This is a genomic window from Bradyrhizobium sp. SZCCHNR1098, assembly GCF_032489375.1.
Classification (GTDB): Bacteria; Pseudomonadota; Alphaproteobacteria; order Rhizobiales; family Xanthobacteraceae; genus Bradyrhizobium.
In genome coordinates this window covers 128,160-153,842 of the sequence record NZ_JAUEXY010000003.1, presented here as the reverse complement: position 1 = coordinate 153,842, position 25,683 = coordinate 128,160, and the positions used below count along the sequence as shown (strand labels likewise).

Annotated in this window: 22 protein-coding genes; 9 read left to right on the top strand and 13 right to left on the bottom strand. The window is 65.2% G+C overall.

The genetic code is table 11. The features are described from left to right. Window positions 1-3: 3 nt before the first annotated feature. Window positions 4-1,488 carry a coproporphyrinogen-III oxidase family protein gene (locus QX135_RS08825; RefSeq protein ID WP_315779704.1) on the bottom strand — a complete coding sequence of 495 codons (1,485 nt, stop codon included), beginning with the start codon at window positions 1,486-1,488 and terminating at the stop codon, window positions 4-6. Window positions 1,489-1,526: 38 nt separating this feature from the next. Then, window positions 1,527-3,044 (bottom strand): class I SAM-dependent methyltransferase, encoded by a 1,518-nt coding sequence (locus QX135_RS08820; RefSeq protein WP_316234033.1) that lies wholly within the window; start codon window positions 3,042-3,044, stop codon window positions 1,527-1,529. A gap of 3 nt (window positions 3,045-3,047) precedes the next feature. Between QX135_RS08820 and QX135_RS08815 the strand changes: the two genes are divergently transcribed. Beyond that, a complete protein-coding gene (locus tag QX135_RS08815; RefSeq protein WP_316234032.1) occupies window positions 3,048-3,245 on the top strand; it encodes a hypothetical protein in 198 nt (65 codons plus the stop codon). Between the two features lie 53 nt (window positions 3,246-3,298). Here the strand turns inward: QX135_RS08815 and QX135_RS08810 are convergent, their stop codons facing one another. The 3 genes from QX135_RS08810 to QX135_RS08800 form a co-directional block, all read right to left on the bottom strand. Next, window positions 3,299-4,231 carry a hypothetical protein gene (locus QX135_RS08810; RefSeq protein WP_316176623.1) on the bottom strand — a complete coding sequence of 311 codons (933 nt, stop codon included), beginning with the start codon at window positions 4,229-4,231 and terminating at the stop codon, window positions 3,299-3,301. Then, window positions 4,231-5,151, bottom strand: a complete 921-nt coding sequence (locus QX135_RS08805; protein ID WP_316176624.1) for a DUF692 family multinuclear iron-containing protein — start codon at window positions 5,149-5,151, stop codon at window positions 4,231-4,233. The genes QX135_RS08810 and QX135_RS08805 overlap by 1 nt, the downstream gene beginning before the upstream one ends. Window positions 5,152-5,909: 758 nt before the next feature. Next, window positions 5,910-7,079: a M20 aminoacylase family protein gene (locus QX135_RS08800; RefSeq protein ID WP_316176625.1), complete on the bottom strand. Its 1,170-nt coding sequence runs from the start codon at window positions 7,077-7,079 to the stop codon at window positions 5,910-5,912. 174 nt (window positions 7,080-7,253) lie between these two features. On the opposite strand from QX135_RS08800, the gene QX135_RS08795 reads away from it, so the two are divergent. Then, window positions 7,254-8,873, top strand: coding sequence for a GMC family oxidoreductase (locus QX135_RS08795; protein WP_315776493.1), 1,620 nt, complete (start codon window positions 7,254-7,256; stop codon window positions 8,871-8,873). A 268-nt stretch (window positions 8,874-9,141) separates the two neighbouring features. On the opposite strand, the gene QX135_RS08790 is transcribed toward QX135_RS08795, so the two are convergent. Beyond that, complete coding sequence (locus QX135_RS08790; RefSeq protein WP_316176626.1) at window positions 9,142-10,314, bottom strand: acyltransferase; 1,173 nt, start codon at window positions 10,312-10,314, stop codon at window positions 9,142-9,144. Between the two features lie 202 nt (window positions 10,315-10,516). Here QX135_RS08790 and QX135_RS08785 point away from each other — a divergent pair, with 202 nt between their 5' ends. The 4 genes from QX135_RS08785 (at window position 10,517) to QX135_RS08770 (ending at window position 13,230) form a co-directional block, all read left to right on the top strand. Then, complete coding sequence (locus QX135_RS08785) at window positions 10,517-11,461, top strand: metallophosphoesterase family protein (protein WP_315737303.1); 945 nt, start codon at window positions 10,517-10,519, stop codon at window positions 11,459-11,461. 14 nt (window positions 11,462-11,475) lie between these two features. Continuing rightward, entirely contained in the window at window positions 11,476-11,793 is a 318-nt protein-coding gene (locus tag QX135_RS08780; RefSeq protein ID WP_315776491.1) for a cupredoxin family copper-binding protein, read from the top strand. A gap of 97 nt (window positions 11,794-11,890) precedes the next feature. Then, window positions 11,891-12,445, top strand: a complete 555-nt coding sequence (locus QX135_RS08775) for a sigma-70 family RNA polymerase sigma factor (protein ID WP_315798137.1) — start codon at window positions 11,891-11,893, stop codon at window positions 12,443-12,445. Further along, window positions 12,442-13,230 carry an anti-sigma factor gene (locus QX135_RS08770; protein WP_315798074.1) on the top strand — a complete coding sequence of 263 codons (789 nt, stop codon included), beginning with the start codon at window positions 12,442-12,444 and terminating at the stop codon, window positions 13,228-13,230. Before QX135_RS08775 ends, QX135_RS08770 begins: the two co-directional genes overlap by 4 nt. 110 nt (window positions 13,231-13,340) lie before the next feature. Here the strand turns inward: QX135_RS08770 and hpnO are convergent, their stop codons facing one another. Then, complete coding sequence (hpnO, locus tag QX135_RS08765; RefSeq protein WP_315737300.1) at window positions 13,341-14,732, bottom strand: aminobacteriohopanetriol synthase HpnO; 1,392 nt, start codon at window positions 14,730-14,732, stop codon at window positions 13,341-13,343. Between the two features lie 101 nt (window positions 14,733-14,833). Here hpnO and QX135_RS08760 point away from each other — a divergent pair, with 101 nt between their 5' ends. Continuing rightward, window positions 14,834-15,460: a DUF2147 domain-containing protein gene (locus QX135_RS08760; protein WP_410052080.1), complete on the top strand. Its 627-nt coding sequence runs from the start codon at window positions 14,834-14,836 to the stop codon at window positions 15,458-15,460. 62 nt (window positions 15,461-15,522) lie between these two features. Here QX135_RS08760 and QX135_RS08755 read toward each other — a convergent pair whose 3' ends face one another. Then, complete coding sequence (locus QX135_RS08755; RefSeq protein WP_316176627.1) at window positions 15,523-18,123, bottom strand: MMPL family transporter; 2,601 nt, start codon at window positions 18,121-18,123, stop codon at window positions 15,523-15,525. Between the two features lie 488 nt (window positions 18,124-18,611). Between QX135_RS08755 and ispH the strand changes: the two genes are divergently transcribed. Both ispH and hpnH read left to right on the top strand, forming a co-directional pair. Beyond that, the gene (ispH, locus tag QX135_RS08750; protein WP_316176628.1) at window positions 18,612-19,538 is read left to right on the top strand and encodes a 4-hydroxy-3-methylbut-2-enyl diphosphate reductase; all 927 of its coding nucleotides are present in this window, start codon (window positions 18,612-18,614) and stop codon (window positions 19,536-19,538) included. A 34-nt stretch (window positions 19,539-19,572) separates the two neighbouring features. Further along, window positions 19,573-20,721: an adenosyl-hopene transferase HpnH gene (gene hpnH, locus QX135_RS08745; protein WP_316176629.1), complete on the top strand. Its 1,149-nt coding sequence runs from the start codon at window positions 19,573-19,575 to the stop codon at window positions 20,719-20,721. 108 nt (window positions 20,722-20,829) lie between these two features. On the opposite strand, the gene QX135_RS08740 is transcribed toward hpnH, so the two are convergent. The 5 genes from QX135_RS08740 to QX135_RS08720 all read right to left on the bottom strand — a co-directional run bounded on the left by QX135_RS08740 (window position 20,830) and on the right by QX135_RS08720 (window position 25,363). Continuing rightward, entirely contained in the window at window positions 20,830-21,594 is a 765-nt protein-coding gene (locus QX135_RS08740) for a phosphorylase (RefSeq protein ID WP_409998094.1), read from the bottom strand. A 344-nt stretch (window positions 21,595-21,938) separates the two neighbouring features. Next, window positions 21,939-23,189: a hydroxysqualene dehydroxylase HpnE gene (gene hpnE / locus QX135_RS08735; RefSeq protein ID WP_316176630.1), complete on the bottom strand. Its 1,251-nt coding sequence runs from the start codon at window positions 23,187-23,189 to the stop codon at window positions 21,939-21,941. Continuing rightward, a complete protein-coding gene (gene hpnD, locus QX135_RS08730; RefSeq protein WP_315813071.1) occupies window positions 23,189-24,028 on the bottom strand; it encodes a presqualene diphosphate synthase HpnD in 840 nt (279 codons plus the stop codon). Before hpnD ends, hpnE begins: the two co-directional genes overlap by 1 nt. Next, complete coding sequence (gene hpnC, locus QX135_RS08725; protein WP_315757722.1) at window positions 24,025-24,903, bottom strand: squalene synthase HpnC; 879 nt, start codon at window positions 24,901-24,903, stop codon at window positions 24,025-24,027. The genes hpnD and hpnC overlap by 4 nt, the downstream gene beginning before the upstream one ends. A gap of 223 nt (window positions 24,904-25,126) precedes the next feature. Then, window positions 25,127-25,363, bottom strand: a complete 237-nt coding sequence (locus QX135_RS08720; protein WP_315714894.1) for a hypothetical protein — start codon at window positions 25,361-25,363, stop codon at window positions 25,127-25,129. Window positions 25,364-25,683 lie beyond the last annotated feature (320 nt).

Sequence of the window (25,683 nt, the reverse complement as noted above, 5' to 3'; positions counted from 1 at the left end):
GATCTAACCGTATTGAAGCGCGCGCTCCGTCACTTTCGGCGACAACGCGTCCTTGACGGCCGGACTGAAGAACAGCGACAGCATCTCATCCTCGAACAGCCGGCCGAGCTCCGAAAGCCGCAGCCCCGCATGGCCGTCGCCGTCGCGATACGCTTCCAGGGCGCCGACGCTGCTCAGCCTGGCAACGAGCTTGTCATAATGGGCGGACAGCTCCCGGTTGTCGGCGCGCATGGCACGGCGATCGGCATCCTCGACCCGGCCGGTCCGGAGCCCTGTGGCATAGGACGTCGCCAGCAATTCCTGCCGGTCGACGGCGCGCCCCGCCGTGATCGGACTGTTGCCAGCAAGGACGGTTTCGACATAGGCGCGCACGTCGGGAACATTGCGGAAGACGTAGCCGCTCTTCGCGGCCCCGGCACTGACATGCGAATACGCGCCCGCACCGATCCCGAGAAGATCCCGTGATGGCGAGGTCCGGATCGTCTTGAACGGGTCGGCATAGCGGCGCGCGCGCACGAAGCGGTTGCCGTCGGTCAGGTCATATCCGAGCGCCGCCATCTCCTGCCAGATCAGCATGCGTCCGAACAAGGTCGCGAACTCGCTCTCGAAGCTCGCCTGCTTCAGGTCGGATTTGAGCCAGTGTCCCTGGGGGCGATCGGCAAACCGAGCGTGATACCAGGTGAGGTGCGGGGGCCGGATCTCGGCGACCATCGCCAAATTGTTCCAGGTCTCGGACGGCGACCCCTTGTACAACCCCTGGATCAGGTCGAGATTCCAGTTCTCGAAGATGTCGGCGACGATCGAGCACGCGAGAAGTGGAACGTCCCGCTTGTAGCCGCGCGCGGCATATTTGAGCACGGTATCGTCGAACGATTGCACGCCGAAACTGAGGCGCGTGACGCCCTGCTGCTTCAGAGAGCGCAGCTTCTGCTCTCCCTCGGGCGCGGTGATCGTGAGCGGGCTGCCCTCGATGCAGATCTCGGCGCCGGGCCGCACGTCGAACGTATCGCGGATCGTCGCGATCAGATCCGTCAATGCGTCCTCATCGAGAACGAGCGGTGTGCCGCCCCCGATATAGATCGACGACACCACCGTTCCGGATCGGCGCAGCTGCGGCTCCCAGGCCGCCAGCTCGCGCTTGAGCGCATCGAGGTAGCGAACGACCTTGTCGTCGTCCGTGGCGGACTTGCTGTTCCGTCCGGCGTAGTGCTCGACCGTATAGTGACAGAACGTGCAGCGCGTCTCGCAGAACGCGATGTGCACGTAGAGGCTGATCTCGCGGCCCCAGTCGATCCCCCGCTCCAGGCAGGACGGATCGAGCGGCGTCAGCGAGTTGATCGGCGGATAGATGGCCACCGAATGCGAGCCGCCCAGGACCGTCCGGCTGATACCCACGCCGGCGGCGTGGAGCGCGGGAAGGACGAGCGGAATTCCAAGCCGATGCAACGACGCGCGGGCTCGTTCGAAGGCGGTTTCTTGCGATCGCATCTGAGCACCTCGAGCAATCAACTCAATGAAAACGAACGTCAATTTCGTTGCGCAATGATCGTCAGGTAAACGTCGGCACGCGTATCCGGATTCTCGTCCTGTCTGTACGTCACGTCGAAGGGATTGATCAGCCGCGGCATGTATTGCTTGCGCCACAGCGTGGCGTTCTCGCCCACCAGCGACGGCACGATCTGCCCCCATATGCGCTCGGTCACGATCGTCAGCTCCGGCTGCGCGAAGGCTTCGCGCATCCAGGCATAGATCCTGGCGTACTGCACCCAGGGCTGCGCCAGGGCCGACAGCTGCAGCTGGACCAGCCGATGCGTCGCCGCGATGCGGCCTCCGGGACGGACGACCCTGGCCATTTCCCTGACCATGACGGGTCCCATCCCGAGCTCCCAGATGCCGCCGGTCCACTCGTTGACGGCAGCGTCGGCGGTGGCGTCGGGCAGCGGAATGCGCTGCGCGAGGCCGGGACGAAATTGCAGATTGGTGATGTCCCGCTCGCATGCGAAGCGACGAGCCCGATCACTCAGACAGCGGAACATCTCGATGGAGATGACCAGTCCGTCCCTGCCGACGGCGGGCGAAAGCCGCCTCGCAACGCGACCGAGGCCGCCGCACACGTCGACCACGATGCTGCCGGGCTGGAGCTTCAGCAGCTCCGGATGATTGGGCAGCAGGTCATCCCCGGCACGGACCAGCTTGTCTTCGACTTCGGGCGTCTGGCTCCAGCTATTGTCGTTTTCGCAAGACTTGAGCAGAGGCAGGCGCCAGCGCAGATATGACCGCCGAAAACGATCGGCGAGTTCGAGACCAGGACCGGACGGCAGACTCGTCGCCGTGTTTCCGAGCAGCACCTCATCGCTCGGCAGGTTCTGGATCAGAACATCTCCGAACTCGTTCTCGATGATGCTCAGCGCGTCGAAGACGCGGGCAAAGTCGTCGTCGCCGGCATCGCCATCCAGCCATAGCGTCCGCACGTCCAGAACGAGCCGGAGGCCGGAGATGAACCTGGATGCTGCCCAGCCGAGCATCCGGCTTCGCGCCGCCTCGTCGCAGATCGATTGATCCGGCGCCATCAGCACATGCACGGGAATGCAGGCCCGGACGATCTCGTCGAGCCCTGCGATCGGACGATCGGGGACGGGCCAGGCCACGTCCTCGACAGTCACCGACGCGTCCAGATGCAGCAGCGACTGGCGCAATTGGTGATCGGCGACCAGATCGCACGTCTGCACCACCGTCTGGTGCATCCGCAATGCACCGCCCTGCCGCAACCTTGCCAGTCGATCGAAGCATTTGCGATGGTCCGACAACCTCGAGCAACGCAGCAGAACTTCCGGGGGAAGCGGCTCAGCGCTCAGGCGCTCGGTCAGCTGCTCGATCGATTCCAGAGTATCCAGATCGACGACAATGGACCGGCGCAGCATCGGCTCTCGCATCTGCCATGCCTTGCGCCGAAGAAGCGCGAGCTGTTGCGCCGATGGCGTTTCAGCCGAGGTGACATGCATGAAGCCCTGGCCGTGCAGGGACGCCAGCATCTTGTCGATCATCCCTTGATCGTCATATTGCGCCCGCAGCGCGGCAAGCCTGATCGGCCGCGGCATCAGCGTCGTCACGAAATCGAGCAGACCATCGCCGGGCGGCACGACCATCCCCGCATCGAAATGGCCGTGGCTCAACAAATGATGGCCCGAAACTGTAGCGTCCACCACCTCGACGGCCGGATCCAGCATGACGAAGGTATCGTCTGACAGCCGGCCGGGAAGGCTGTCGGGAGCAGAACGCAAGGGCTTTTCAAGCGGTCTCATGGGACTGGCGCCCATTCAATGCGCGACTGAACTGAACGGTCGGTGCAGCCCTCCATCGTCAGGATGTTTCCCGATGCTAGCCCGTCCGCCCCGCTCGTCAGGACGCCCAATTCCATCAGCGATCCGACCACGGCCTGCACGTCGTCACGCGAGAGATCGCGCATTTCCAGAGCCAACTCGTCAACGGTCCGCGGCGTGCCGAGCAGGTCGAACGCCCGGGCCCCCCGCTCCGACAGTTCTGCATATTCATGCGCTAGCTCGGGCCCCGGGAAATACACCAGCCAATGGCGCGACGAGGCCTCGAGATCGTCGGACGGATCGAACTCGAATGGGTCCTCGATCCAGGGCGTGAGATCGCAGGATGACGAAACCACGACCGCAGCCGGATTGCGACGGACGCGAGCCGCCTCACCCTCGCTGCGCGCCGCCACGCCCGCGTGGCGGGCCGCGTCGACGGGCCACGCCGGCGGCGCCGACCGGCCGAGCCTGCGCGCCAAGGCGATCGTCGCGTCATCAATCGCCATGACATCCTGATGGGCGCGGGACGCAAATTCCGGAAGCCTGGTCAGATAGGCGACGAAGCCGGCCGCACAGCGCCAGAAATTCGGTCCGTCGTCCGGATAGCCGGTCGATCTGACGAAATCCTCGGCCACAATATCGACGTCGCGACCGCTCATGTTCAGAAGGCGGCGTGTCAGCGGCACCAGATCGAGCGCCCCCAACGCATTCCTGACGAGTCCGCGCCGGTACATGCCGATATTGGCGTTCGTGGCCGCCGGCGTGCCCGCGTAGTCGGTGACGATCGCTCTCTCCTCCACGGAGAGGCCATCCGGATCTGCGGTTCGCGCGTCGGATCGGGTGATCCATGTGACGAGACCATCGTCTCTCAACACGCGACGCCAAGTGCTCCATACCAGCTCGGCATTCATCACGCGGCCTCGCTGCGGGTGGTACGGCGGCTCGCCGGTCCATAGGCGCGATCCCAGGCATTCCGCGCCCGCTCCAGGTCGGAGAGGATCAAGTCAGTGGTGCGGTCCGTATCGACCCGCTCCCCCGCGCAATAGAGGGATTGCGTCTCGTATTCGAGGATGACGGCCCCGGGGCGCGCCCGCGCCAGAACGTCATCGAGAAGGTCCCACACCTCTTCGGTGACCTGCGTGTCGTGAAGATCGTGATATTGGCCACCGATCCAACGCCCGCCTGCGAGGTGGATGGAGACGATGCGCTCGGACGGGATCGTCGCCAGGAAGCGTTGAATGGAGTAGCCGCGTGAGCCGTGGTTCTGCGCATTCGCATACAGATTGTGAAGATCGAGATGCAGATAGGTCCCCGATAGTTCCAGGATTGCCGCGAGGAACTCTTCCTCGGGCATCTCGCTGCCGGGACAGGTCCGATAATAGGCTGCGTTTTCGTGCGCGAGCGGGACGCCATAGAGCGCCTGCAGCGTGCGCGCCCGCTCGGCGAGCCGCACGACCTCCGCGCGAGAAAACTGCAGCGGACTGCTCCACACATCCGCCCAGGACGCATCGCTGTAGAAGCAGTGATTGGCAACACAGGCCACGCCGAACTTCCTGGCCAGCGGCACGTGTCGGCGCACCGCGGCTGTCGCCGTCAGATCCTCGAAGCCGAAATCTCCGCCATAGTTCGAATGTCCGAGCAGCGGAAACTTGCCTGAGACATCACGGACGAGTTCGATGGCACGGGGAGACAACACCCCCGGGCCATCGAGGGGGCTCATGATCGAGTCGAACAGGATTTCGAGCGCATCAAGCGGCTGGTCGAGGAAGGGAAACCAGCCGATCAGTTCCGGGTTGAATTGGAGTCCCACTCCAAGACGCGGAAAGCTCATAGGTCTCATCTCCGACCAGCCCGACCACGCCGGCTCAGCCAGCGCGCCGGGATTTCTTGCAGGAGATCTGCTTCAGGAGGCAGCACACTTTGCGGCTGTGGCCGCACAGCGCGCCGCAGTTGCTGCGCATCGCGCAGCGGTGGCCGCACACCGTGCCGACGCCGCCTTAGCCTGGGCATGCGCTGCCGTTGCAGCGCACTTGGCCGAGTTTGCCGCGCATTGCGCCGCAGTTGCCGCACACTTGGCCGCGGCCGCAGCCGCTTCCTTCACGGAGAGCTTCTTGACGTCCATGGGGGTTCTCCATCTGTGGAATCGAACTGGTGAACAAGGAAATTTCAGACAGGCAATGAACGCTCGATCACGAGCAGTGAGCAGAAACGCGAATGACTATAACTTACTCGCTTTTGTTGTAAATACCTTAGGTTGTGTCTTTGAAAACACTTGCCTGTTACGACAGTGACGCTGGCGGAAATTTATTTCAGCTCCGCAGACGGGCGCGCGTCGTCAGCTGCGCATCGCGTGACGCGCGCCGATACAGATCATCGTTGCAGCGATGCCTGTCGTTGGGACGTGAGGAGAATTCGTAACAAACAAGCCGCACGATCGATGCAGGCGGATCGAATCAATACGCGCTGCGCCTGTCAGCGCCAGAGGCGGCAAAATAACAAACAGGCGCCCCATCCATAAGACAGGGGCGCCGACTCCGGTCGGCGCCCCTGTCTTATGGATCAGTTCATCTGAGATGGCTGGGCCGCGGCTCACGCCGCCAGCGTGTTCTCCACCACCTTGATGAAGAACGAGGTGCCGTAGACGATCGCCTCGTCGTTGAAGTTGTAGGCGGGATGATGCAGGCCGGCGCTGTCGCCGTTGCCGACGAAGATGAAGGCGCCGGGACGAGCTTCGAGCATATAGGCGAAGTCCTCGCCGCCCATCATCGGCGGCATCTCGTGCACGTTGGCGTCGCCCGCGACCTCCTTGGCGGCGCGGATCGCGATCTCGGTCTGCTCGGCGTGATTGATGACGACGGGATAGCCGCGCGCATAGTTCAGGTCGATCTTGGCGCCGGTCATCTGGGCGACGCCGGTCACGACCTCGCGCACGCGCTTCTCCATCAGCTCGCGCACCTTCGGCGTCAGCGTCCGCACCGTGCCGCGCAGCACCGCGCTCTGCGGAATCACGTTGCGGGCGTTGCCGGCGTGGAACTCGCAGATCGACAGCACCGCGGCCTCCAGCGGATCGACGCTGCGCGACACGATCTGCTGCAGCGCCGTGACGAGCTGGGCGCCGACGAGAAGAGAGTCGATGCAATTATGCGGCTTGGCGGCGTGACCGCCATGGCCCTCGATGGTGATGTCGACCGCGTCGGTCGATGCCATCAGCGCCCCCTGGCGGATGGCGAACGCGCCGACTGGCAGGCCGGGGCCGTTGTGCATGCCGTAGACCTGATCGATCTTGAAGCGGTCGATCAGCCCGTCCTTGATCATCGCGTCCGCACCGCCACCGCCCTCCTCGGCCGGCTGGAAGATTACGGCGACCTCGCCCGCGAAATTGCGGGTCTCGGCGAGATAGCGTGCCGCGCCGAGCAGCATCGCGGTGTGGCCGTCATGGCCGCAGGCATGCATCATGCCCGGGGTCTTCGAGGCATAGGGCAGCCCGGTCGCCTCCTCGATCGGCAGCGCGTCCATGTCGGCGCGCAGTCCGAGCACCCTCACCTCGCCATGGCCGGGCTTGCGGCCCTTGATGACGCCGACCACGCCGGTCTTGCCGAGGCCCGTCGCGACCTCGTCACAGCCGAACTCACGCAGCCGCTCGGCGACGAAGGCCGCCGTCCGGTGCACGTCGTAGAGCAGCTCCGGATGCGAATGGATATCCCGCCTCCAGGCCTGGATATCGGGCTGCAGATCGGCGACGCGGTTGACGATGGGCATGGGGAATCTCGTAACTCCAATGGGACTTTGCGCCTGTTTAGCATGCAAAAGCCGCACCGCCCAAGATAAGGGCTGCGCCCGTCTCATGGCTCGGTCAACCAGCCATGAACGTGGCGCTTGTCCGGGCCCGTCCGGGCTGACTAAAAGCCTAGCAATGATGGGAAGGGAATGCCGATGCCGAGACAGCTCGAGGGGGATTTCGACTATATCGTGGTGGGCGCCGGCACTGCCGGCTGCATCCTCGCCAACCGGCTGTCGGCCGATCCGAACAGCCGCGTCCTGATTCTCGAGGCCGGCGGCAACGACAATTGGATCTGGTTCCATATTCCGGTCGGCTACCTCTTCGCGATCGGCAATCCACGCTCCGACTGGATGTTCCGCACCGAGGCCGAGCCGGGCCTGAACGGCCGCTCGCTGGCCTACCCCCGCGGCAAGGTGATCGGCGGCTGCTCGGCGATCAATGCCATGATCTCGATGCGCGGCCAGGCCGCCGACTACGACCATTGGCGCCAGCTCGGTCTCGCCGGTTGGAGCTATGCCGACGTGCTCCCGGTGTTCAAACGGCTGGAGGATCATTTTCTCGGCGAGAGCGAGCATCACGGCACAGGCGGCGGCTGGCGCATCGAGGCGCCCCGGCTGTCCTGGGCGGTGCTGGACGCGGTCGGCGACGCCGCCGAGCAGATGGGCATCCGCCGCATCCCCGACTTCAATACCGGCGACAATGAAGGCATCAGCTATTTCCACGTCAACCAGAAGCGCGGCCGGCGCTGGTCCTCCGCGCGGGGCTTCCTCAAGCCGGCGCTGAAGCGGCCTAACCTGCGGCTCGAAACCAACGTCCTCGTCGACCGCCTGATCGTCGAGAACGGCCGTGCCACAGGCGTGCGCTTCCAGCAGAATGGTGAGACCATCGAGGCGCGCACCAAGGGCGAGGTGATCCTCAGCGCCGGCTCGATCGGCTCGGTGCAGGTGCTGCAGCGCTCCGGCATCGGCCCGGCCGAGTGGCTCGGCGAGCTCGGCATCGACGTCGTCCTCGACAAGCCAGGCGTGGGGCGCAACCTGCAGGACCACCTGCAACAGCGCGCGATCTACAAGGTCACGGGCGTGAAGACGCTGAACGAGACCTACTACTCGCTGGTCCGCCGCGGCCTGATGGGGCTCGACTATGCGTTCCGGCGCCGCGGGCCGCTGACCATGGCGCCGTCGCAGCTCGGTATCTTCACGCGCTCGGACCCGAGGCGCGACCGCGCCAACATCCAGTTTCACGTGCAGCCGCTGTCGCTCGACAAGTTCGGCGATCCCCTGCATCGTTTTCCCGCGATCACCGTCAGCGCCTGCAACCTCCGCCCGACCTCGCGCGGCACCGTTCGCATCCGCTCCGCCAGGATCGACGAAGCGCCGTCGATCGCGCCGAACTATCTGGCGACCGAGGACGACCGCCAGGTCGCGGCCGATGCCATCCGCGTCACGCGCCGGCTGATGAAGCAGAATGCGCTTGCGGCCTACAGGCCGCAGGAATATCTGCCCGGCCCGTCGGTCGGCGATGACGACGCCGCGCTGGCCAAGGCCGCCGGCGACATCGGCACCACGATCTTCCATCCCGTCGGCACCGCCAGGATGGGCACCGCAGACGATCCGATGGCGGTCGTCGACGAGCGGCTGCGCTTCCGCGGCATCGAACGGCTGCGCGTCGCCGATGCCTCGATCATGCCGACCATCACGTCAGGCAACACCAACACGCCGACGGCGATGATCGCGGAGAAGGCGGCGTCGATGATCTTGGAGGATGGGCGCTAGGCGCTCACGTCCGACTCCTCATTCCCGTCATTGCGAACGCAGCGAAGCAATCCAGGGTCCCGACCCCACTCTGGATTGCTTCTTCGCCTTGGGCTCCTCGCAATGATGCGGGAATCGTAGGGTGGGCAAAGCGGCGCCGAAGGCGGCGCGTGCCCACCGTCGTGCGGCAGACTCGGCGGCACGGCGGCGGGCACGGCGCCACTAATATCTCGGATGTCAGAGAGCACGGCATCGCCTTTGCCCACCCTACGCATCGCCGCATGCTGACCTAGATGATCCGCGCCACCAGCGGAACCCGGCGCAACAGTGCTGCTGCGAGCCAGCTCACCGACAGCGTGCCGATCAGCACGATCGCGAACTTCACGGCGGCCGGCCACGCCGGGTCGTAGACCAGATATTGCAGCCATAGCAGCGGCAGGAAGTGCAGCAGGTAGATGCCGTAGGCGGAGGGCTGGACGCGATCCATCAGCGCCAGCGGCGCCTTTGCCCAGCGCTGAAAGAAGGTCGGCACGGCGAACGCCATCGCAGCACAGAAGCTCGCGACCGCCATGCCATAGGCCGTGCGCCACCACAACGGCGGTGAATCGAAATCGGCGATCCAGTTGTGATGCGCGTAGGCCAGCAACAGGATCGCGCCGTAGCAGCTGTAGGAAAGACCGAACCAGATCCACCAGCGCCGGACCAGTGCGCCATCGGCCGCGAACGGCCCCGCCCGCAGCCCGGCGGCACCGATCGCGATGCCGGCGACGAAGAAGGTCGGGTAGAGCAGCACCCGGCTCGCCTGCAGCGGCAGCGGAAAATGTCCGGGCATGAACCAGAATCCGTCACCGAAGCCGAGATGCGGCGGCAGATAGGCCAGGTTGGCGATGACGAGGAAGATCAGGAAGCCAGTGAGCGGATAGTGCCGCAACGTTCCGGCCCAGCGCCCGAATGCGCCGACCGCCTGCGGTGCCAGGACGCAGACGAGCGCAGCCAGTATATCAAACCCCAGCAGCACGCCGAGAAACCAGGCCGAGCCGGACGGCCACGGCCCCTCGATGATCATCCGCCACCACACCGCGCTGAACTGATCCTCGGCCACATCGTAACGGTAGTAGGCGATCGGCATGATCACGAAGATCGAAACGATATAGGGCACGCCGAGCCGCAGCGCGCGGCGCCCGACATAGTCCGACGCTCCTCTGCCCGCCAGACTCGCCGGCACGAACAGGCCGGAGATGAGGAACATGCACGACATGAAGTAGCTGTCGTTGAACAGCGCGACCAGATCGAATCCGAGCCAGTGCATGCGGTCGCCGCCCTGGCCGAAATCGGTGTAGTTGATCGCGGAGTGATAGAGCACGACCGAGAGCGTGATGAAGGTCCTGGCGCGGTCGAGCGCCACGATCCGATCGCGCGACGTCTCGGTTCGTTGCAGGGTCGGGGTCACGCGCTCATGCATCGACGTCGCATCCGGTCCATCAGCCGCTCATATCTTTCGCGCGGCCCTGCGCCACATCCTGCGTGAACAGGTGAGCCGTCGGCCATTGCCGGCATGATCACGAACACGTCATCGCTTTTGGATCGCGAGAAGCCGGGAATAAACCCGGGCCACCACCGCTCTTCTCACCCGCAAGCTCGATGACGGGCAACGGGAGATGACGATGAGCCTTGGTGATCATGACGAGAGCGGCGTCAGCCGCCGCAAGGTGCTGGAGTGCATGACATGGGCGGGCACGGGCGTGCTCTGGACGCTGTCGGGCGGCGTGCCACGCTCGCTCGGCCTGGTCGACGCGGCGCGGGCGGCCGAGCAGCCCGCCTCCGGCCTGACCTTCCTGCAGATCAGCGACAGCCATGTCGGCTTCGACAAGCCGGCCAATCCCAACGCGATCGGGACGTTGGAAGAGGCCGTAAATCGCATCAAGGCGATGCCGGTGAAGCCGGCCTTCATGATCCATACCGGCGACATCTCGCATCTGTCGAAGGCGGCCGAGTTCGACGATGCCGACCGCATCATCTCGCAATCCCGGCTCGACGTGCACTACGTGCCGGGTGAGCACGACTTCCTCGACGAGGACGTCAAGCTCTACAAGGAGCGCTACGGCAAGGGCAGCCGCGGCGCCGGCTGGTATTCGTTCGACGCCAATGGCGTGCACTTCATCGGCCTCGTCAACGTGGTCGATCTCAAGGCCGGCGGGCTCGGCAATCTCGGCGCCGAGCAGCTTGCCTGGCTGGAGCAGGATCTCAAGGGCCGCTCCAGATCCACGCCGATCGTGGTGTTCGCGCACATCCCGCTGTGGACGGTGTATCCGCAATGGGGCTGGGGCACCGAGGATGGCGGCCGCGCGCTCGACACCCTGAAGGGGTTCGGCTCGGTGACGGTGCTGAACGGCCATATCCACCAGGTGATGCAGAAGGTCGAAGGCAACGTCACCTTCCACACCGCGCGCTCGACCGCGTTCCCGCAACCGGCGCCGGGCACGGCGCCCTCGCCCGGCCCGATGAAGGTCGAGGACGCAAGGCTGCGCAGCCTGCTCGGCATCGCCAGCATCGATTTCAAGGTCGGTGACGAGCGCCTCGCCATCATCGATACGCCGCTTGCGGGCTGAGGGACGAAAACGCGATGATCCAGCTTGTTCTTCGCGGTGCCGGCTTGGCCGCCGTACTGCTTGTTTGCGCCACGCCGGCGCGCGCCGAGACCATCAAGGTCACGATCGACAATTTCACCTTCACCCCGGCTGCGCTGACGGTGAAGGTCGGCGACACGGTGACCTGGACCAACCATGACGACATCCCGCACACGGTGGTGTCGGCCGGGAAATACAGGTCGAAGACGCTCGATACCGACGACAGCTTCTCCTTCACCTTCGCAGCCGCCGGCGACTACAAATATTTCTGCTCGCTGCATCCGCACATGACGGGACTGGTCAAGGTTGAGTAGCATCGCGAACCAGGGCATGAGCATCGTCACATGGACCGGTCGGCGGCGCAGCGCCGGCCGCGCCGTGCGACCGCGAACCGAGCCGGAGACCACGCCGGTGACAACAGCCAATGACGATCCCGAGAGGGCGCGACGCTTCCGCGAGGCGGCGCTGCCCTATCTCGACGACGTCTACACCCTGGCGCGCTATCTCCTGCGCAACCCTGCCGATGCCGAGGATGCCGTCCAAGAATGCTACCTGCGTGCGCTGAAGCATTTCGACACTTACCGTGGCCCGGCGATGAAGCCGTGGCTGTTCGCGATCCTGCGCAACGTCTGCCACGCCGAATTCGCGCGCCGCGCCGGCGCGCCGGCCAAGGCGCTCGACGACGCGCCGGAAGCGGCCGAGCAGCCCCCGCTGTGGCAGGAGAGCGCCGAGACGCCGGAAGGCGCCGTATTGCGGGAACGTGATGCCTCGGCGATCCGCCGGCTGATCGACACGCTGGCCGAGCCGTTTCGCGAGACCTTCGTCATGCGCGAGGTCAACAATCTGTCCTATCGCGAGATCGCGGCGGCGGCCGGCGTGCCGGTCGGCACCGTGATGTCGCGCCTCGCCCGCGCCCGCGCGATGCTGCGCGCCGCCTGGCTCGCGCGGGAGGAGCCACAACGATGACCTGCGATGAAGCCGAGATCCTGATCCACGCGCTGGCCGATGGCGAGCTCGACGCCGGCCACGCGCGCGAGGTCGAAGCCCATGTTGCGAGCTGCCCGCGCTGCGCCGCGGAGCTTGCTGCAATCCGGCAGATGAAGCAGATGCTCGCCGGCACCGACCTCAGCTACAAGGCGTCCCCTGCCTTGCGCCAGCGGATCGAAGCCACCCTGCCGCCGGCCGATGCGGCCTCCATCACCCCGCTCGCTGCAGTGCCGAGCCGACGCACGCTGCTGCGAGGCTTCGCCCTGGGCTCGGCGGTGTCGGCGCTGGCCGCCACCGGCCTCGTCGCCATCGTGCTGCGCAATGACGACCAGCAGCGGATCGAGGCCGAGATCGTCTCGGCGCATCTGCGCTCGCTGCAGGCCGGCCACCTCACCGACGTCATCTCGACCGATCAGCACACCGTCAAGCCCTGGTTCAACGGCAAGCTCGACGTCGCGCCTCCGGTGATCGACCTCACCGCACAAGGCTTCACGTTGATCGGCGGGCGGCTCGACTACGTCGACGCACGCGCGATCGGCGCCGTGGTCTATCGCCGCCGCCAGCACGTCATCAACCTGTTCGTGGCGCAGACCGCGTCTACCGAGCGCCGCGCCGCACGGATGGACACCGTCCAGGGCTTCAACATTCGCTCTTGGCGCGACCGCGGCCTGAGCTATTGGGCGGTCAGCGATATCGGCGCCGACGAACTCAACGAGTTCGGCGAGCGGTTCGAGCGCGCGATGGGTGCGAACAAGGAGGGATGACGCGCTCTCGCGCTTCAGTCATTGCGAGCGAAGCGTGCCCACGGTCTGTCCGGAGACGAACTGAAACGGTGGGCACGGCGCTACGCGCCTTTGCCCACCCGATGCGAACATCACGCCGATTTGCGGATCGCGTTGTCGACCAGGGTCTTGCCGAGCGACCAGATCGCGCCGGGGACTTTGTGGCTCTGCGCGATGACGTCGTCGAAGGCGCGCTCGATCCAGGCGCAGTCCTCTTCGGTGATGGTCAGCGGCGGCAGCAGCTTGATCGTGTGCAGGCCATGGCCGGCGACCTGGGTCAGGATCTTGTGATCCTTGAACAGCGGCACCGTGATGAGCTGGCAGAACAGGCCCTTGTTGGCGCTCTCCAGCATGGTCCAGGAGGCCTTGAGGCGCAGCGATTTCGGCGGACCGAACTCGACGCCGATCATCAGTCCCTTGCCGCGCACTTCCTTGAGCAGCTCGTAGCCCGGCACCATCCGCGTCAGCGCCAGCCGCAGCTCGGCGCCGCGCTTGGCGGCGGCCTCGACCAGCTTCTCGGCCTTCATCACCTCGAGCGTGGCAATGCCAGCGGCCATCGCGAGGTCGTTCTTGGCGAAGGTCGAGCCGTGCACCACGGCGCGGTCCATGCGGTTGAATATCTTGTCGAAGATCTGCTTGCGCGTCAGCAGTGCGCCGACCGGGACATGGCCGCCGGACAACGCCTTCGACAGCAGCACCATGTCGGGCTCGACGTTCCAATGTTCCACCGCCAGGAACCGGCCGGTGCGCCCCATGCCGGTCTGGATCTCGTCGGCGATGAAGATGGTGCCATATTTCTTGCAGAGCGCGGCGGCCCCGGGCAGGAACTCGTCGGAGGGCATGTTGACGCCCTTGCCCTGGATCGGCTCGACGATGAAGGCTGCGATCTCGCGCGACGACAGCGCCTGCTCGAGCGCGGCAAGATCGTTGAAGGGGATGGCCGTGCAGCCCGGCAGCAGCGGCTCGAAGCCGTTGCGGAAGTTCGAATCATCGGTCAGCGACAGCGCGCCGTAGGTGAGGCCGTGATAGGAGTGCCCGCAATAGACGATACCAGGCCGGCCGGTCGCGCCACGCGCGAATTTGATCGCGGCTTCCACGGTCTCTGCGCCGGAATTGGCAAAGAACACCTTGTCCAGATACGGGACATATTCCAGCAGCCGCTCGGCAAGAACACCCGCCAAGGTCGAGACGTCGAGCTGAACGAGATTCGGCAGATCGCTGTCGAGGACGCTTTTCAGCGCGGCGCGCAGCGTCGGATGATTGCGGCCGATTGCAAAGACGCCAAAACCGCTGAGCAGGTCAAGATAACGGGCCCCATCACGATCGTAGAGATATTGCCCTTGTCCCTTCTGGAACCCAACATCATATCCAATCGTCTTTAGAACGCGGACAAGCTGCTCGTTCAGATGCCGAGAATGCATCGTGCTGCGCTGCGCTTGGCGCTCCACAAACATCTCGGAAACGTCTAGATTGGGTTTTAGCATCGGCTACATACTTCGGTTGATGGACGTGACGTCAACTGAAAACGCGCAATGCGGCGTTTTGCCCTCATTCGCACCATCAAAGCAAGCACGGGTTTCTGCCAATGTTGCATCGCCTTAGATATCTCATGTCGACGACACTAGCATACTCTGCAGTCGTGTTCGCAGCAGGAATTTCTTCCGCGCTCGCGGCCGACCCCACCGGCGACTGGCGGGTCGCCGACGGCGTCGCGAACATCCGAGTCGCACAATGCAATGGCAGCATGTGGGGCGTCGTGGCCTGGGAGAAGACCCCGGGCGGACGCGACAGCAACAACCCCGATCCGGCCCGCCAGAGCCGTCCGACGCTCGGCATGCCGATCCTGATCGACATGAAGAAGAAGCCCGGCGCAGACGCGTGGGAAGGCCAAGTCTACAACGCCAAGGATGGGCAGCTCTACAGCTCGACCATCACGCCGATCGATCCCGATCACCTGGAGATCAAGGGCTGCGTGCTCGGCTTCCTGTGCGGCGGCGAGACCTGGACGCGGGTCGCTCCGCCGATCCCGTCGAGCCCCGTGAACAGCATGGCTAAAGGTACACAGAAACCAATCGCGCCAGCCCCTGCCCCGGCGGCCAAAACGACGACCGGCGTCGGCAGTGGCGCAACCGCATCGGCCAAGCCGGGACAAAAGCCCGCGGACCAGGTCGGCGATATCTGCCTGCTGCCCGATATCGCGCGCGCCCGTTAGTTGGCGTCCGTCACCCGAACAAAAAAGCGGCCGAGAGATCGGCCGCTTTTTCTATTCCGGGATCACGAGCCCTCTTGCTCCTTGATCTCGCGAGGCTTGCCCATCAGCGCCGGCTGGAACAGCAGCACGGCGGCGAGCGTGGTGACCAGCGACAGCGCCAGCAGCTTGCCCATGCTGGACGTTCCGGGATGGCTCGACAGCCACAGGCTGCCGAACGCGGTCGCCGTCGTCAGCGCGCTGAAGAAGATCGCCCGGGTCAGGCTGGTCTGCAGCAGGTTGGTGCGGCCGCCGCGCCACGCCACCACGTAGTAGATCTTGAACGCGACGCCAATGCCAAGCAGGAGCGGCAGGGCGACGATGTTGGCGAAGTTCAGCGGCAGCTTGATCAGCACGCAGATCTCCAACGTCACGGCGCCTGCGACCAGCAGCGGCACGATCGTCATCAGCACGTCGGTGAAGCGCTTCAAGGTCACCCACAACAGGAGGCTGATCACGACCAGCGAGTAGATGCCGGCGTGGATGAATGCCTTCACGATCGTGTCACCTGACTTCAGGATCGACACCGGCCCGCCGATCGCATTGGGCACGGCCGCCAGCACCGCGTTGGCAAATCGCCTGAGATTGTCGTTGTCATTCGGATCCCCCTTCGGCTGCGCCTCGACCCGAATCAATCCGTCCTTGCTCTTCCACTGCGACACCAGCTCCGGTGGCAGGTTCGCGAGGCTGACGGGCTGCGCCTGCAACGTGGCGCCAAGCTGCGCCAGCGTGATCTTCCACGGCTCGACGAACACCGCCTGCGCCTTGTTGCGCACCGCTTCGCTGGCACCCGCGAGCCTGGCAAGCGCGTCGGCGAGCCGCCGCGACGCGACCGCGCCCGGCCCACTGCTCTCGCCCGCGGTGCGCCGGAGATTGTCGACGGTCGAGTTCAGGGCGTCCACATTCTCCTTGTCGCTTGGCGCCGCATCGATCTGGTCCGGATTGAGCGCAGGCCCCAGCAGCTTCGCGCCCTGCGCGATCAGCTTCAGCTTGGCCGGCTGGTCCTGGGGGACGAAGCTGTCGAGCGACATCACGCGCGCCACCTCGGGCAGCTTCTCGAGCTTGGCCTCGATCGCCTTGGCCTCGGTCTCGGAGCGCGTCAGCACGTCGATCGCGTTGGCGCCCGTGTTCGGATCCTTTCGCAGGTCGAGATAGGTCGCGATCGACTCGGCGCGCGGATTGCGCAGGTTCATCGGGTTGAAGTCGAACTTCATGTAGTAGAGCAGCGGCAGGCCGGCGACGACCAGGCCGAGGGTGCCGACGATGATCGGCACGCGGTGCTTCTCGAGGAAATGATCGACCGGCGCCAGGAAGGCGTAGCCGACCGGCTCCTTCTCGCCGGGCGGATTGAGAATCCTTAGCAAGGCCGGCAGCACCGTGATCGACGACAGGAACGCGATGATCATGCCCGCGCCGGCGATGGCACCGAGCTCGGAGATGCCCTTGTAGTCGGTCGGCAGGAAGCACAGGAAACCGGCAGCCGTCGCCATCGCCGCAAGCGACAGCGGCACGGCGGAGCGACGCGCAGCTTCCGCCAGCGCCTCAGGCAGATTGTCGTTCTTGAAGCGCTCGGAACGGTAGCGCACGCTGAACTGGATGCCGAAATCGACGCCCAGGCCGATGAACAGCACGGCGAACGCGACCGACAACAGATTCAAGGAGCCGACCATCATCAGGCCAACGGCCGTGGTGAGGGCGAGGCCGATGAACAGGTTGATGAACACGGCCGAGATGATCTTGGCCGAATGCAGCGCCAGCCACAGGATGATCAGCACGACGACCACGGTGCCGATGCCGTTGACGACGGCGCCCTCCTGCACGGTGGCGTATTCCTCGTTGGCGATCGGCACCGGCCCGGTCAGCCGCACGCGCGCATGAAAACGGTTCGGGAAATCGAGCTCGACCGCGGCCTGCCGGATCGCATCGGTGGCGGCCTTGCCCGGCTCGAGCGCCTGGTAGTCGAGGATCGGCTTGAATTGGATGAAGGCGCGCTTGTCACTGTCTTCGAGCGGCTTGTCGGAGATCAACTGGCGCCAGGAGAAGGTCGCATCGCCCTTGTCGAGCACGGTCTCGACGGTCTGGGAGATGTAGTCGAACGGCCGCGCGACGTTGTCGAGCTTGACTTGCCCGCGCTTGACGCCGGCAAGGCCGGTCTCCAGCGCACCGGTCAGGCCGCGGATCGAGGGGTCCCCGGCCATGATCTCGACCAGCGGCGCCGCCGCCGCGAACTGGTCCGTGAGCTGCTTGACCTCCTCGGTCGGCAGGAACAGCAGGCCGTTCCTGGCGAAGAACTCGCCGCCGCCGAGCAGCTCGACCGACGAGAAGTTCGCGGTGTCGCCCTTGAGCTTCTTGGCGAGCGCATCGGCCGCCACACCTGTCATCTCGGGCGTCGCCGCTTCGACCACCGCCAGGATCATCCGATCGCGATCGAAGGCCTGCTCGTACTGCTGGTCGCGCTTGCGCCAGTCGAGCTCGGGCGAAATCAGCTTGTTGATGTCGGTATTGATGGAGAAATGACGCGCCGTATAGAAGCCCGCGCCTACGGAGAGCAGCAGGGCCGCAATCAATGTCGGCCAGGCAAACCGGGTGCAGGCCTTGACGATCGAGACGACAAACGTGGTCAGCACTTCGTGACTTTCTAATGTTTAGAGAGCTGGGCGGAAACGTCCGCTTCATGGCGGAGTTCCCCGATCAGGGCGAGCCCCGGACGCACACATCCTGAGCGGCGCCCCGACCCGGCCTGGCCCAACCTTTGAAGACGAGGATGGTCCCTCGACGGCGGATCAGGTCGAACGATGCACGGAACCGTCGGGGCGGCTGATATAGCGGCTGTTCTCGGCGGTAAAGTGACGAACGAGTGAGAGCATAACCAACTCAATTAATTGATCTAATTTATAATTACTAAATTACCTGCGGCCTGTCGCGGGCTGTGTGCGACGGGTCACATGCGAGCGACTTGCAGACTGGCTTTCCTCTTCGCTCGATTTTTGACACAAAGCCCTGCGCTTCCATCGGTGTGGCGGGCAATTGGGGCATTCGCTGGTGCGAATATTGCAGCCCCGTCGCACGCACGGAGGTGCCGGGTCGAAAGTGAGGCAACGTGGCTGGACGTCCCATGCAGGTGTATCTCGCGCAGCCGCGCGGTTTTTGTGCTGGAGTCGTGCGTGCGATCGAGATCGTCGAGCGCGCGCTGGAGAAGTATGGCCCGCCGGTCTATGTGCGTCATGAGATCGTCCACAACAAGCACGTGGTGGAGAGCCTGAAGGCCAAGGGCGCCATCTTCGTCGAGGACCTCTCCGAGGTGCCGCCGCGCGCCGTCACCGTGTTCAGCGCCCACGGCGTTGCCCGGACGGTGGAGGAGGAAGCGGCCGCCCGCGGGCTGCCGGTGCTCAATGCCACCTGCCCGCTGGTGACCAAGGTCCACAACCAGGGCAAGCGCTACATGTCCAAAGGCCGTACCCTGGTACTGATCGGCCATGCCGGCCACCCGGAGGTCGAGGGAACCATGGGCCAAGTTCCCGGCCCGGTTCACCTGGTGCAGAACGTGGCCGATGTGGCCACCCTGCCCCTGCCGGTCGACACCCCCATGGCCTATATCACCCAGACCACGCTCAGCGTGGACGACACCAGGGACATCATTTTAGCCCTTCAAGCCCGCTTTACAGACCTTCAAGGTCCCGATATCCGGGATATCTGCTATGCGACACAGAACCGGCAATCTGCGGTAAGGGACTTAAGCAAGCTGGTGGACGTCATCCTGGTGGTGGGCGCCGCCAACAGCTCCAACTCGAACAGACTGCGCGAGATCGGCACCGAGGCCGGGGTCGCAAGCTATCTGATCGCTGATGGCAGCGAGCTCGATCCGGTTTGGCTGAAGGACGCCAAGGCCGTCGGCATCACCGCCGGCGCCTCGGCCCCCGAAGTCCTCGTCGACGACGTCATCGAAGCCCTGCGGCGCATCGGACCGGTTGAGGTCGCGGTGGTCCCGGGGCGGGAAGAAAACATCGAATTCCGCCTGCCGGCCGAGCTGGTCGCGGGCTGATCGGTCCTCGTTTGGTCCAGAAAGAAGAGACGTAATGGCAATCCCCTTCCATAAGGAACTGCGTATCGGGGCCTATCTGATGAAGCAGAAGCTTCTCGGCCGGAAACGCTATCCGCTCGTGCTGATGCTGGAGCCGCTGTTTCGCTGCAACCTGGCGTGCGCCGGCTGCGGCAAGATCGACTATCCCGACGCGATCCTCAACCGCCGCATGAGCGCGCAGGAGTGCTGGGACGCGGCCGACGAATGCGGTGCGCCGATGGTGGCGATCCCCGGCGGCGAGCCGCTGATCCACAAGGAGATCGGCGAGATCGTGCGCGGCCTGGTCGCCCGCAAGAAGTTCGTCTCGCTCTGCACCAACGCGCTGCTGCTCGAGAAGAAGCTCGATCTGTTCGAGCCCTCCCCCTACCTCTTCTTCTCGGTGCATCTCGACGGCCTGCGCGAGCATCACGACAAGGCGGTCTCGCAGAAGGGCGTGTTCGACCGCGCCGTCTCCGCGATCAAGGCCGCCAAGGCGCGCGGCTTCACCGTCAACGTCAACGCCACGGTGTTCGACGGCCATCCCGCCGAGGAGATCGCAAAGTTCCTGGACTTCACGACCGAGCTCGGCGTCGGCGTGACCATGTCGCCCGGCTATGCCTATGAGCGCGCGCCGGACCAGGAGCACTTCCTCAACCGCACCAAGACCAAGCAGCTGTTCCGCGACGTCTTCAAGCTCGGCAAGGGCAAGAAGTGGAATTTCATGCATTCCGGTCTGTTCCTCGACTTCCTGGCCGGCAACCAGGAGTTCGAGTGCACCCCCTGGGGCATGCCCGCGCGCAACATCTTCGGCTGGCAGAAGCCCTGCTATCTGCTCGGCGAAGGCTACACCAAGACCTTCAAGGAGCTGATGGAGACCACCGACTGGGACTCCTACGGCACCGGCAAGTACGAGAAGTGCGCCGACTGCATGGCGCATTGCGGCTACGAGGCGACCGCCGCCAATGCGGCGCTGACCAACCCGATCAAGGCGATGTTCGTGTCGCTGCGCGGCATCAAGACCGAGGGTCCGATGGCGCCGGAGATCGATCTCTCCAAGCAGCGCGCGGCGCAGTACGTGTTCTCGTCGGAGGTGCAAAAGCGCCTCTCCGAGATCCGTCACGACGAGGCGATCGAGGCGCAGCAGAAGGCCTCGACCGCCGCCTGATCTTCACGGCTCTGATCAACCAAAAGGCCGCCGAGTGATCGGCGGCCTTTTTCATTGAACTGATCTCTGGATCGGGATGGACGCTACGCTCCGCGATGAGCAAACGGCTCACGCCTCGGCAGCGGCCAGCGTCTCGGTCTCGAGGAAGTGCTCGGCTGCGAGCATGCCGCTCAGCAGCAGGTCGCGGGCGCCGCGCAGCGAGCGCAGGGCGCGATTGAACTCGATGCCCGTGGACACCAGGCCGCGCAGCACGGCCGGATTGCGGGCGACGCCGCGCAGGATCATCGGCAGGTCGATGTCGCCGTTCGGCTTGATGGCGTCCTTGGCGAGCGACGGGAGGGTGCGATGGGCGGGATCGGAGATCACCCGCAGCGCCGCGAACGGCAGCCCATACTCGGCGGCATAGGCGGCGGCGATGTGGCTCTCCATGTCGACCGCGGCCGCCCCGGTCTTCATGCGCAGCGCCGCCTTGCGGGCCTGGGCCACGACCACCTCTTCGGCCCCGGCCAGCACGCCGCGCACGACGCGGCGCTTCTTCAGGGCGGCGCGGGCGATGTGCTCCTCACGCAGGGAGAGCCCAGACAGCCAACGGGCATCGCCCGCGGTCACCTCGGTGGCGACGACGATGTCGCCGGCCTTGAGGCTGGGATCGAGGCCGCCGGCCACGCCAAAGCTGACGACGCCGCGGATCGAGGTCGGATCGAACACGGTGAGCAGCGAGCGCAACTGCCTGGGGTCGCTCGAGCTGCAGATCACCATCATGCCGGGCCCGGCAGCAATCCGGGCCTCCTGCACCAAGCCCGTCACGACCAAGACCGGCCGCGGATCAATCGGGCGATCCGCGGACGTATCGTCCCCCATCCCCAACTTCACAATCCGACCCCTGACACCTTCTCGGACGTCGCGTGATCCGACGTCTCCGTCTCTTGTTCCAAAGCCTCAGCCGCGGCGGCGCCAGAGCGGAAAGACCTTAACAAACCGAGGATTACGCAGAAAAATTCCGCGAGGAAACCCCGTTTGCGCCGCACTGCACCCGTACCCGATGCGTTTTTTGCCTGGTGTTGCCATTTGGCCCCGCCGATCCCTGTTCCGCCCTGGAACAAATTGCGCCGGCGCCACCAGGCGTGGAACTTTAAGCAAGAACTACGCCACGAAAATGTGAGACTCGCGGCGCAGGCGGCATGACGGCGCGGCCAGATTCGGCTGCCCTGCGCCGGTCAGCCGTGCCCGAGCAGGAGATTCGCAGCGCGGTCGCCGGAGCGCACCGAGCCTTCGATGGTTGCCGGCAGGCCGGTATCGGTCCAGTCCCCCGCCAGAGCGAGATTGCCGAACGCCGTCTTCGCTCCCGGTCGGAGCGCGTTCTGCTCCGGCGTCGCCTCGAAGGTGGCGCGACGCTCGCGCACGATCTGCCACGGCGGCAGCTCCGCCTTGATCCCGGCGGCCTTGCAGACGTCGGCCCAGATCGCGGCGGCGAGCTCCTCGCGCGGAATGTCGACCAGCCGATCGCCATTGCTGATGGTGACCGAGAGCCGCTGCGGGAAGGCGAACAGCCATTCGACCAGACCGCCGACCACCCCGAGCAGAGCTGGTGCATCGCGCGGCGGCGTGATGCGGAAATGGGCATTGACGATGGCGCGATATTTCGTCGGCCCCGTGAGCCCCGGCAGCAGGGCCATCGCCGGCCGCGGCGGCACGGCGAGCACCACGACGTCGGACGGACCGAGCGCAACGGTTTCATCGCCGCCGAACCTGAGCCCGGTGACGCGACCACCCGCATCGTCGAGGCCACGTAGCTCGCGGCCGATCCGGACGCTGCCGCCCTTGCCTTCCAGGAATTTCACGGCCGGATCGATCAGCACGCCCGACAATCCATCGCGCGCGATCAGGGGCCGGCAGGCCTGGCCGCCGGCGAGCAAGGTCTCGCGGACGATGGCGCCGGCAAGCCCCGCCGATCCTTCCGGCGGATCGCAGTTCAGTGCCGCGAGCAGCAGCGGCTGCACCAGGCGGTCGTACAGCGTACCCTCGCAGGGAATCGTGCTGCCGATCGTCTTGGACGTACCGGCCCAGATCAGCGGCGACAGCGCGAGGTAGTCGCCGAGCTTGGTATCCGGCACGCGGCGGCCCTCGTCGAACACCCACAGCGGCAGGCGGCCGTTGCCGAGATCGAGCAGCCAGCGCTGGCCGCTCCGGATGTCGACGAAGGCGAACTGCGCCTTCTCCGGCCCGACCAGCCCCGCTTCCGAGCCGATCGCGCGGGCATAGGACAGCACGTGATGATTGGCCGACAGCAGCAAATGGTTGCCGTTGTCGATCACCAGGTCGGTCGCGGCGTCGTAATAGGACCGGCAGCGGCCGCCGAGCTGCTGCGTGGCCTCGTGGACGTGCACGATGTAGCCCGCATTGGCGAGCCGCACGCCGGCGGAAAGGCCGGACACGCCGGCGCCGATGATGTGAGCGGTCTTTTGCATCAGATGATTGCGTAACGGAGGATGATGCCGATCTTCGTGAGCTTGCTCACGCGCACGGGCTCGCGCGGCAGCGCGAAGCCGCGCTCGAGCAGGAGGTCGAACACGGCGCGGTAGTATTTCGACATGATGCGCGGCGCACGCACCGCGCGGCGGCGATTGCGCCGCATGATCTCGTCGGCCTTCTCGAAATGCGTCTTCGCCCTGACGGCAACCGAGTTGCAGACCTTGGGAAGCGCGCGCTCCTGCGTCACCTTGGCCGGATCATCGCCGGTGATTCCGGCGAACAGCAGCGCCTCGCGCGGCAGATAGAGCCGGCCGATGGCCGCGTCCTCGTCGATGTCGCGCAGGATGTTGGTGAGCTGCAGCGCGCGGCCGAGATGGTGGGCCAGCAGGATGCCGTCCTCCTCGGGCATGCCGAAGATGCGCACCGAGAGGCGGCCGACCGCGCTCGCGACCCGGTCGCAATAAAGGTCCAGCGTGGCGAGATCTGGCGCGCGGATCTCCTGCGGCACGTCCATCTCCATGCCGTCGATGATGGCGAGGAAATCCTCCCGCTTCAGGCCGAACGTCTTCACCGCGGCGACGTAGTCGCGCAGCCGCGGCGGCGGGTTGCCCTGGTAGAGCGCGTCGATGTCGTCGCGCCATTTCTGCAGCGCCGCCAGTCGCTCGGGCCGCGGCCCGTCGGAATCGGCGATATCGTCGACCTCGCGACAGAAGCTGTAGACTTGGAACATCGCGTCGCGCTGGGCGCGCGGCAGGATGCGCATGGCGGCATAGAACGAGCTGCCGGAGGCCGCCGTGCCGTGATCGATATTGTCTGCGGTCGCCTCGAGGGTCATGCGCCGGCTGCCGATTTGGTGACGGGATGGCGCCCGGCCACGCGGCGGCCGATCTCGCCCATCACCGACGTGAAGGTGAGGCCGAGCATGCCGACGGGCGACAGGTGCACGCGCTCACTCAGCGGATCGCGCACCTTCAGCAGCGCCACGATACGGTCGGCGAAAGCCTGGATCACGGCGATCTCCAGTCCGAAGCGGAAATCCTTGACGCCGCTGTTGAGGTCCCTGCCCTCATCGAGCAGCGCCGCGTTACGCACCGCGAGCTTCTGCAGGCAGGCCAGCAGTTGCGGCGGCGATCTGGACTCGCCGAGCATCTCGACGGTGGCGCCGGCTTCCGCCAGCGCATCGCGCGGCAGGTACACGCGGTTGAGCGCCTTGTAGTCCTTGCCGCAGTCCTGCAGGTGGTTGTTGATCTGCAGCCCGGCGCAGATCGCATCCGAGGCCGGCCAGGTCGCGGTGGACTCGCCGTGCACATCGAGCATGAAGCGGCCGACCGGCATCGCCGAGTAGCGGCAGTAGTGGATGACCTCGTCCCAGTTCTCGTAGCGCAGCTTGGTCACATCCATCCGGAAGGCAACCAGCAGATCGAGCGCATGCCGGGGCGGCATGCCGCGCTCGGCGAGCGCCCGGCGCAGGCTGACGGCGACATCCTGGGTCTCGCCGGTCCCGGTCAGCTCGGCTTCGAGCAGATCGAGCAACCGCAGCTTCTCCTCGCCCGGCAGGCTCGGATGATCGGCGATGTCGTCGGCGGTGCGCACGAAATTGTAGAAGGCGAGGATCAGCGCCCGATGCTCTGGACGGATGATCCAGGAGGCCACCGGAAAGTTCTCGTCCCGGTGTGTCTTGCCGGATCGCAAATCGCTCGCGGTGGTCATGGACGAAACAGCTATCAGGTTGAAAGGGCGCTACCGAAAACAATGCCCGCCGCTTCGCTCATGCGAACGGATTGCTCGCCCCCATATAGGCGAAGATCCAGCCAAAACCAATGCAATCGATGTCGGGCAACCCATAGGATCGAACCGCCGCCCTGCCCTGAGGGGCGGGCCGGCGGTCGTTAACCAAAAGAGTTCGGAAACAACCGTTCCGAACGGCAACCGCTTACTGGTTGTGGGTCTTCAGCACCTGATCGCAGGCCGGGCTGATCTTGGGGCGGTTCTCCTTCAGGCACGCAAGGATCGTGAAGTCACCCTGATCGATGACGGCACGACAGAACTTCTGAACGTCACGCGTGCAGGCCGCCTGCTCTTCGGGCGTGCCGCCGCGGCCTTGCGCGAACGCGCCGGTGGAAACGGACACCGACGACAGCAGGGAAAGTGCCAGGAAAATCTTACGCATCGTGTTCCTTCATTTTGACAGCAGAGGAGACCTCCCGGATCGCCGATGCTGCCCGGGAAACACCTGTTTGGTTTGGCAAGGACCGCAAGCCCCCCAGCGCCGGAGGTACGCTGCCAAATGCGGCCAAATTTGCGCCCTATGATCCCGAGCGGATCGAGCTCGGAGATCACAGCTTTGGCACAAACAAGGCGTTGATACTAGGGCGTTATTCTCGGAACACGTTTTTCGCATTTGGCTGTTGCAAGCATGCCGCGCGGACCGTTAGATGCAGCGCCGTCGAGGCGGCTTGCGTGCAGCCGTCTTGCGAGGACGACCATTCG

Coding starts and splice junctions, on each gene's coding strand:
- QX135_RS08825 (WP_315779704.1), bottom strand. CDS start 1,488: ATGCGATCGCAAGAAACCGCCTTCGAACGAGCCCGCGCGTCGTTGCAT.
- QX135_RS08820 (WP_316234033.1), bottom strand. CDS start 3,044: ATGATCGACAAGATGCTGGCGTCCCTGCACGGCCAGGGCTTCATGCAT.
- QX135_RS08810 (WP_316176623.1), bottom strand. CDS start 4,231: ATGAATGCCGAGCTGGTATGGAGCACTTGGCGTCGCGTGTTGAGAGAC.
- QX135_RS08805 (WP_316176624.1), bottom strand. CDS start 5,151: ATGAGCTTTCCGCGTCTTGGAGTGGGACTCCAATTCAACCCGGAACTG.
- QX135_RS08800 (WP_316176625.1), bottom strand. CDS start 7,079: ATGCCCATCGTCAACCGCGTCGCCGATCTGCAGCCCGATATCCAGGCC.
- QX135_RS08795 (WP_315776493.1), top strand. CDS start 7,254: ATGCCGAGACAGCTCGAGGGGGATTTCGACTATATCGTGGTGGGCGCC.
- QX135_RS08790 (WP_316176626.1), bottom strand. CDS start 10,314: ATGCATGAGCGCGTGACCCCGACCCTGCAACGAACCGAGACGTCGCGC.
- QX135_RS08785 (WP_315737303.1), top strand. CDS start 10,517: ATGAGCCTTGGTGATCATGACGAGAGCGGCGTCAGCCGCCGCAAGGTG.
- QX135_RS08780 (WP_315776491.1), top strand. CDS start 11,476: ATGATCCAGCTTGTTCTTCGCGGTGCCGGCTTGGCCGCCGTACTGCTT.
- QX135_RS08770 (WP_315798074.1), top strand. CDS start 12,442: ATGACCTGCGATGAAGCCGAGATCCTGATCCACGCGCTGGCCGATGGC.
- hpnO (WP_315737300.1), bottom strand. CDS start 14,732: ATGCTAAAACCCAATCTAGACGTTTCCGAGATGTTTGTGGAGCGCCAA.
- QX135_RS08760 (WP_410052080.1), top strand. CDS start 14,834: ATGTTGCATCGCCTTAGATATCTCATGTCGACGACACTAGCATACTCT.
- ispH (WP_316176628.1), top strand. CDS start 18,612: ATGCAGGTGTATCTCGCGCAGCCGCGCGGTTTTTGTGCTGGAGTCGTG.
- hpnH (WP_316176629.1), top strand. CDS start 19,573: ATGGCAATCCCCTTCCATAAGGAACTGCGTATCGGGGCCTATCTGATG.
- hpnE (WP_316176630.1), bottom strand. CDS start 23,189: ATGCAAAAGACCGCTCACATCATCGGCGCCGGCGTGTCCGGCCTTTCC.
- hpnD (WP_315813071.1), bottom strand. CDS start 24,028: ATGACCCTCGAGGCGACCGCAGACAATATCGATCACGGCACGGCGGCC.
- hpnC (WP_315757722.1), bottom strand. CDS start 24,903: ATGACCACCGCGAGCGATTTGCGATCCGGCAAGACACACCGGGACGAG.
- QX135_RS08720 (WP_315714894.1), bottom strand. CDS start 25,363: ATGCGTAAGATTTTCCTGGCACTTTCCCTGCTGTCGTCGGTGTCCGTT.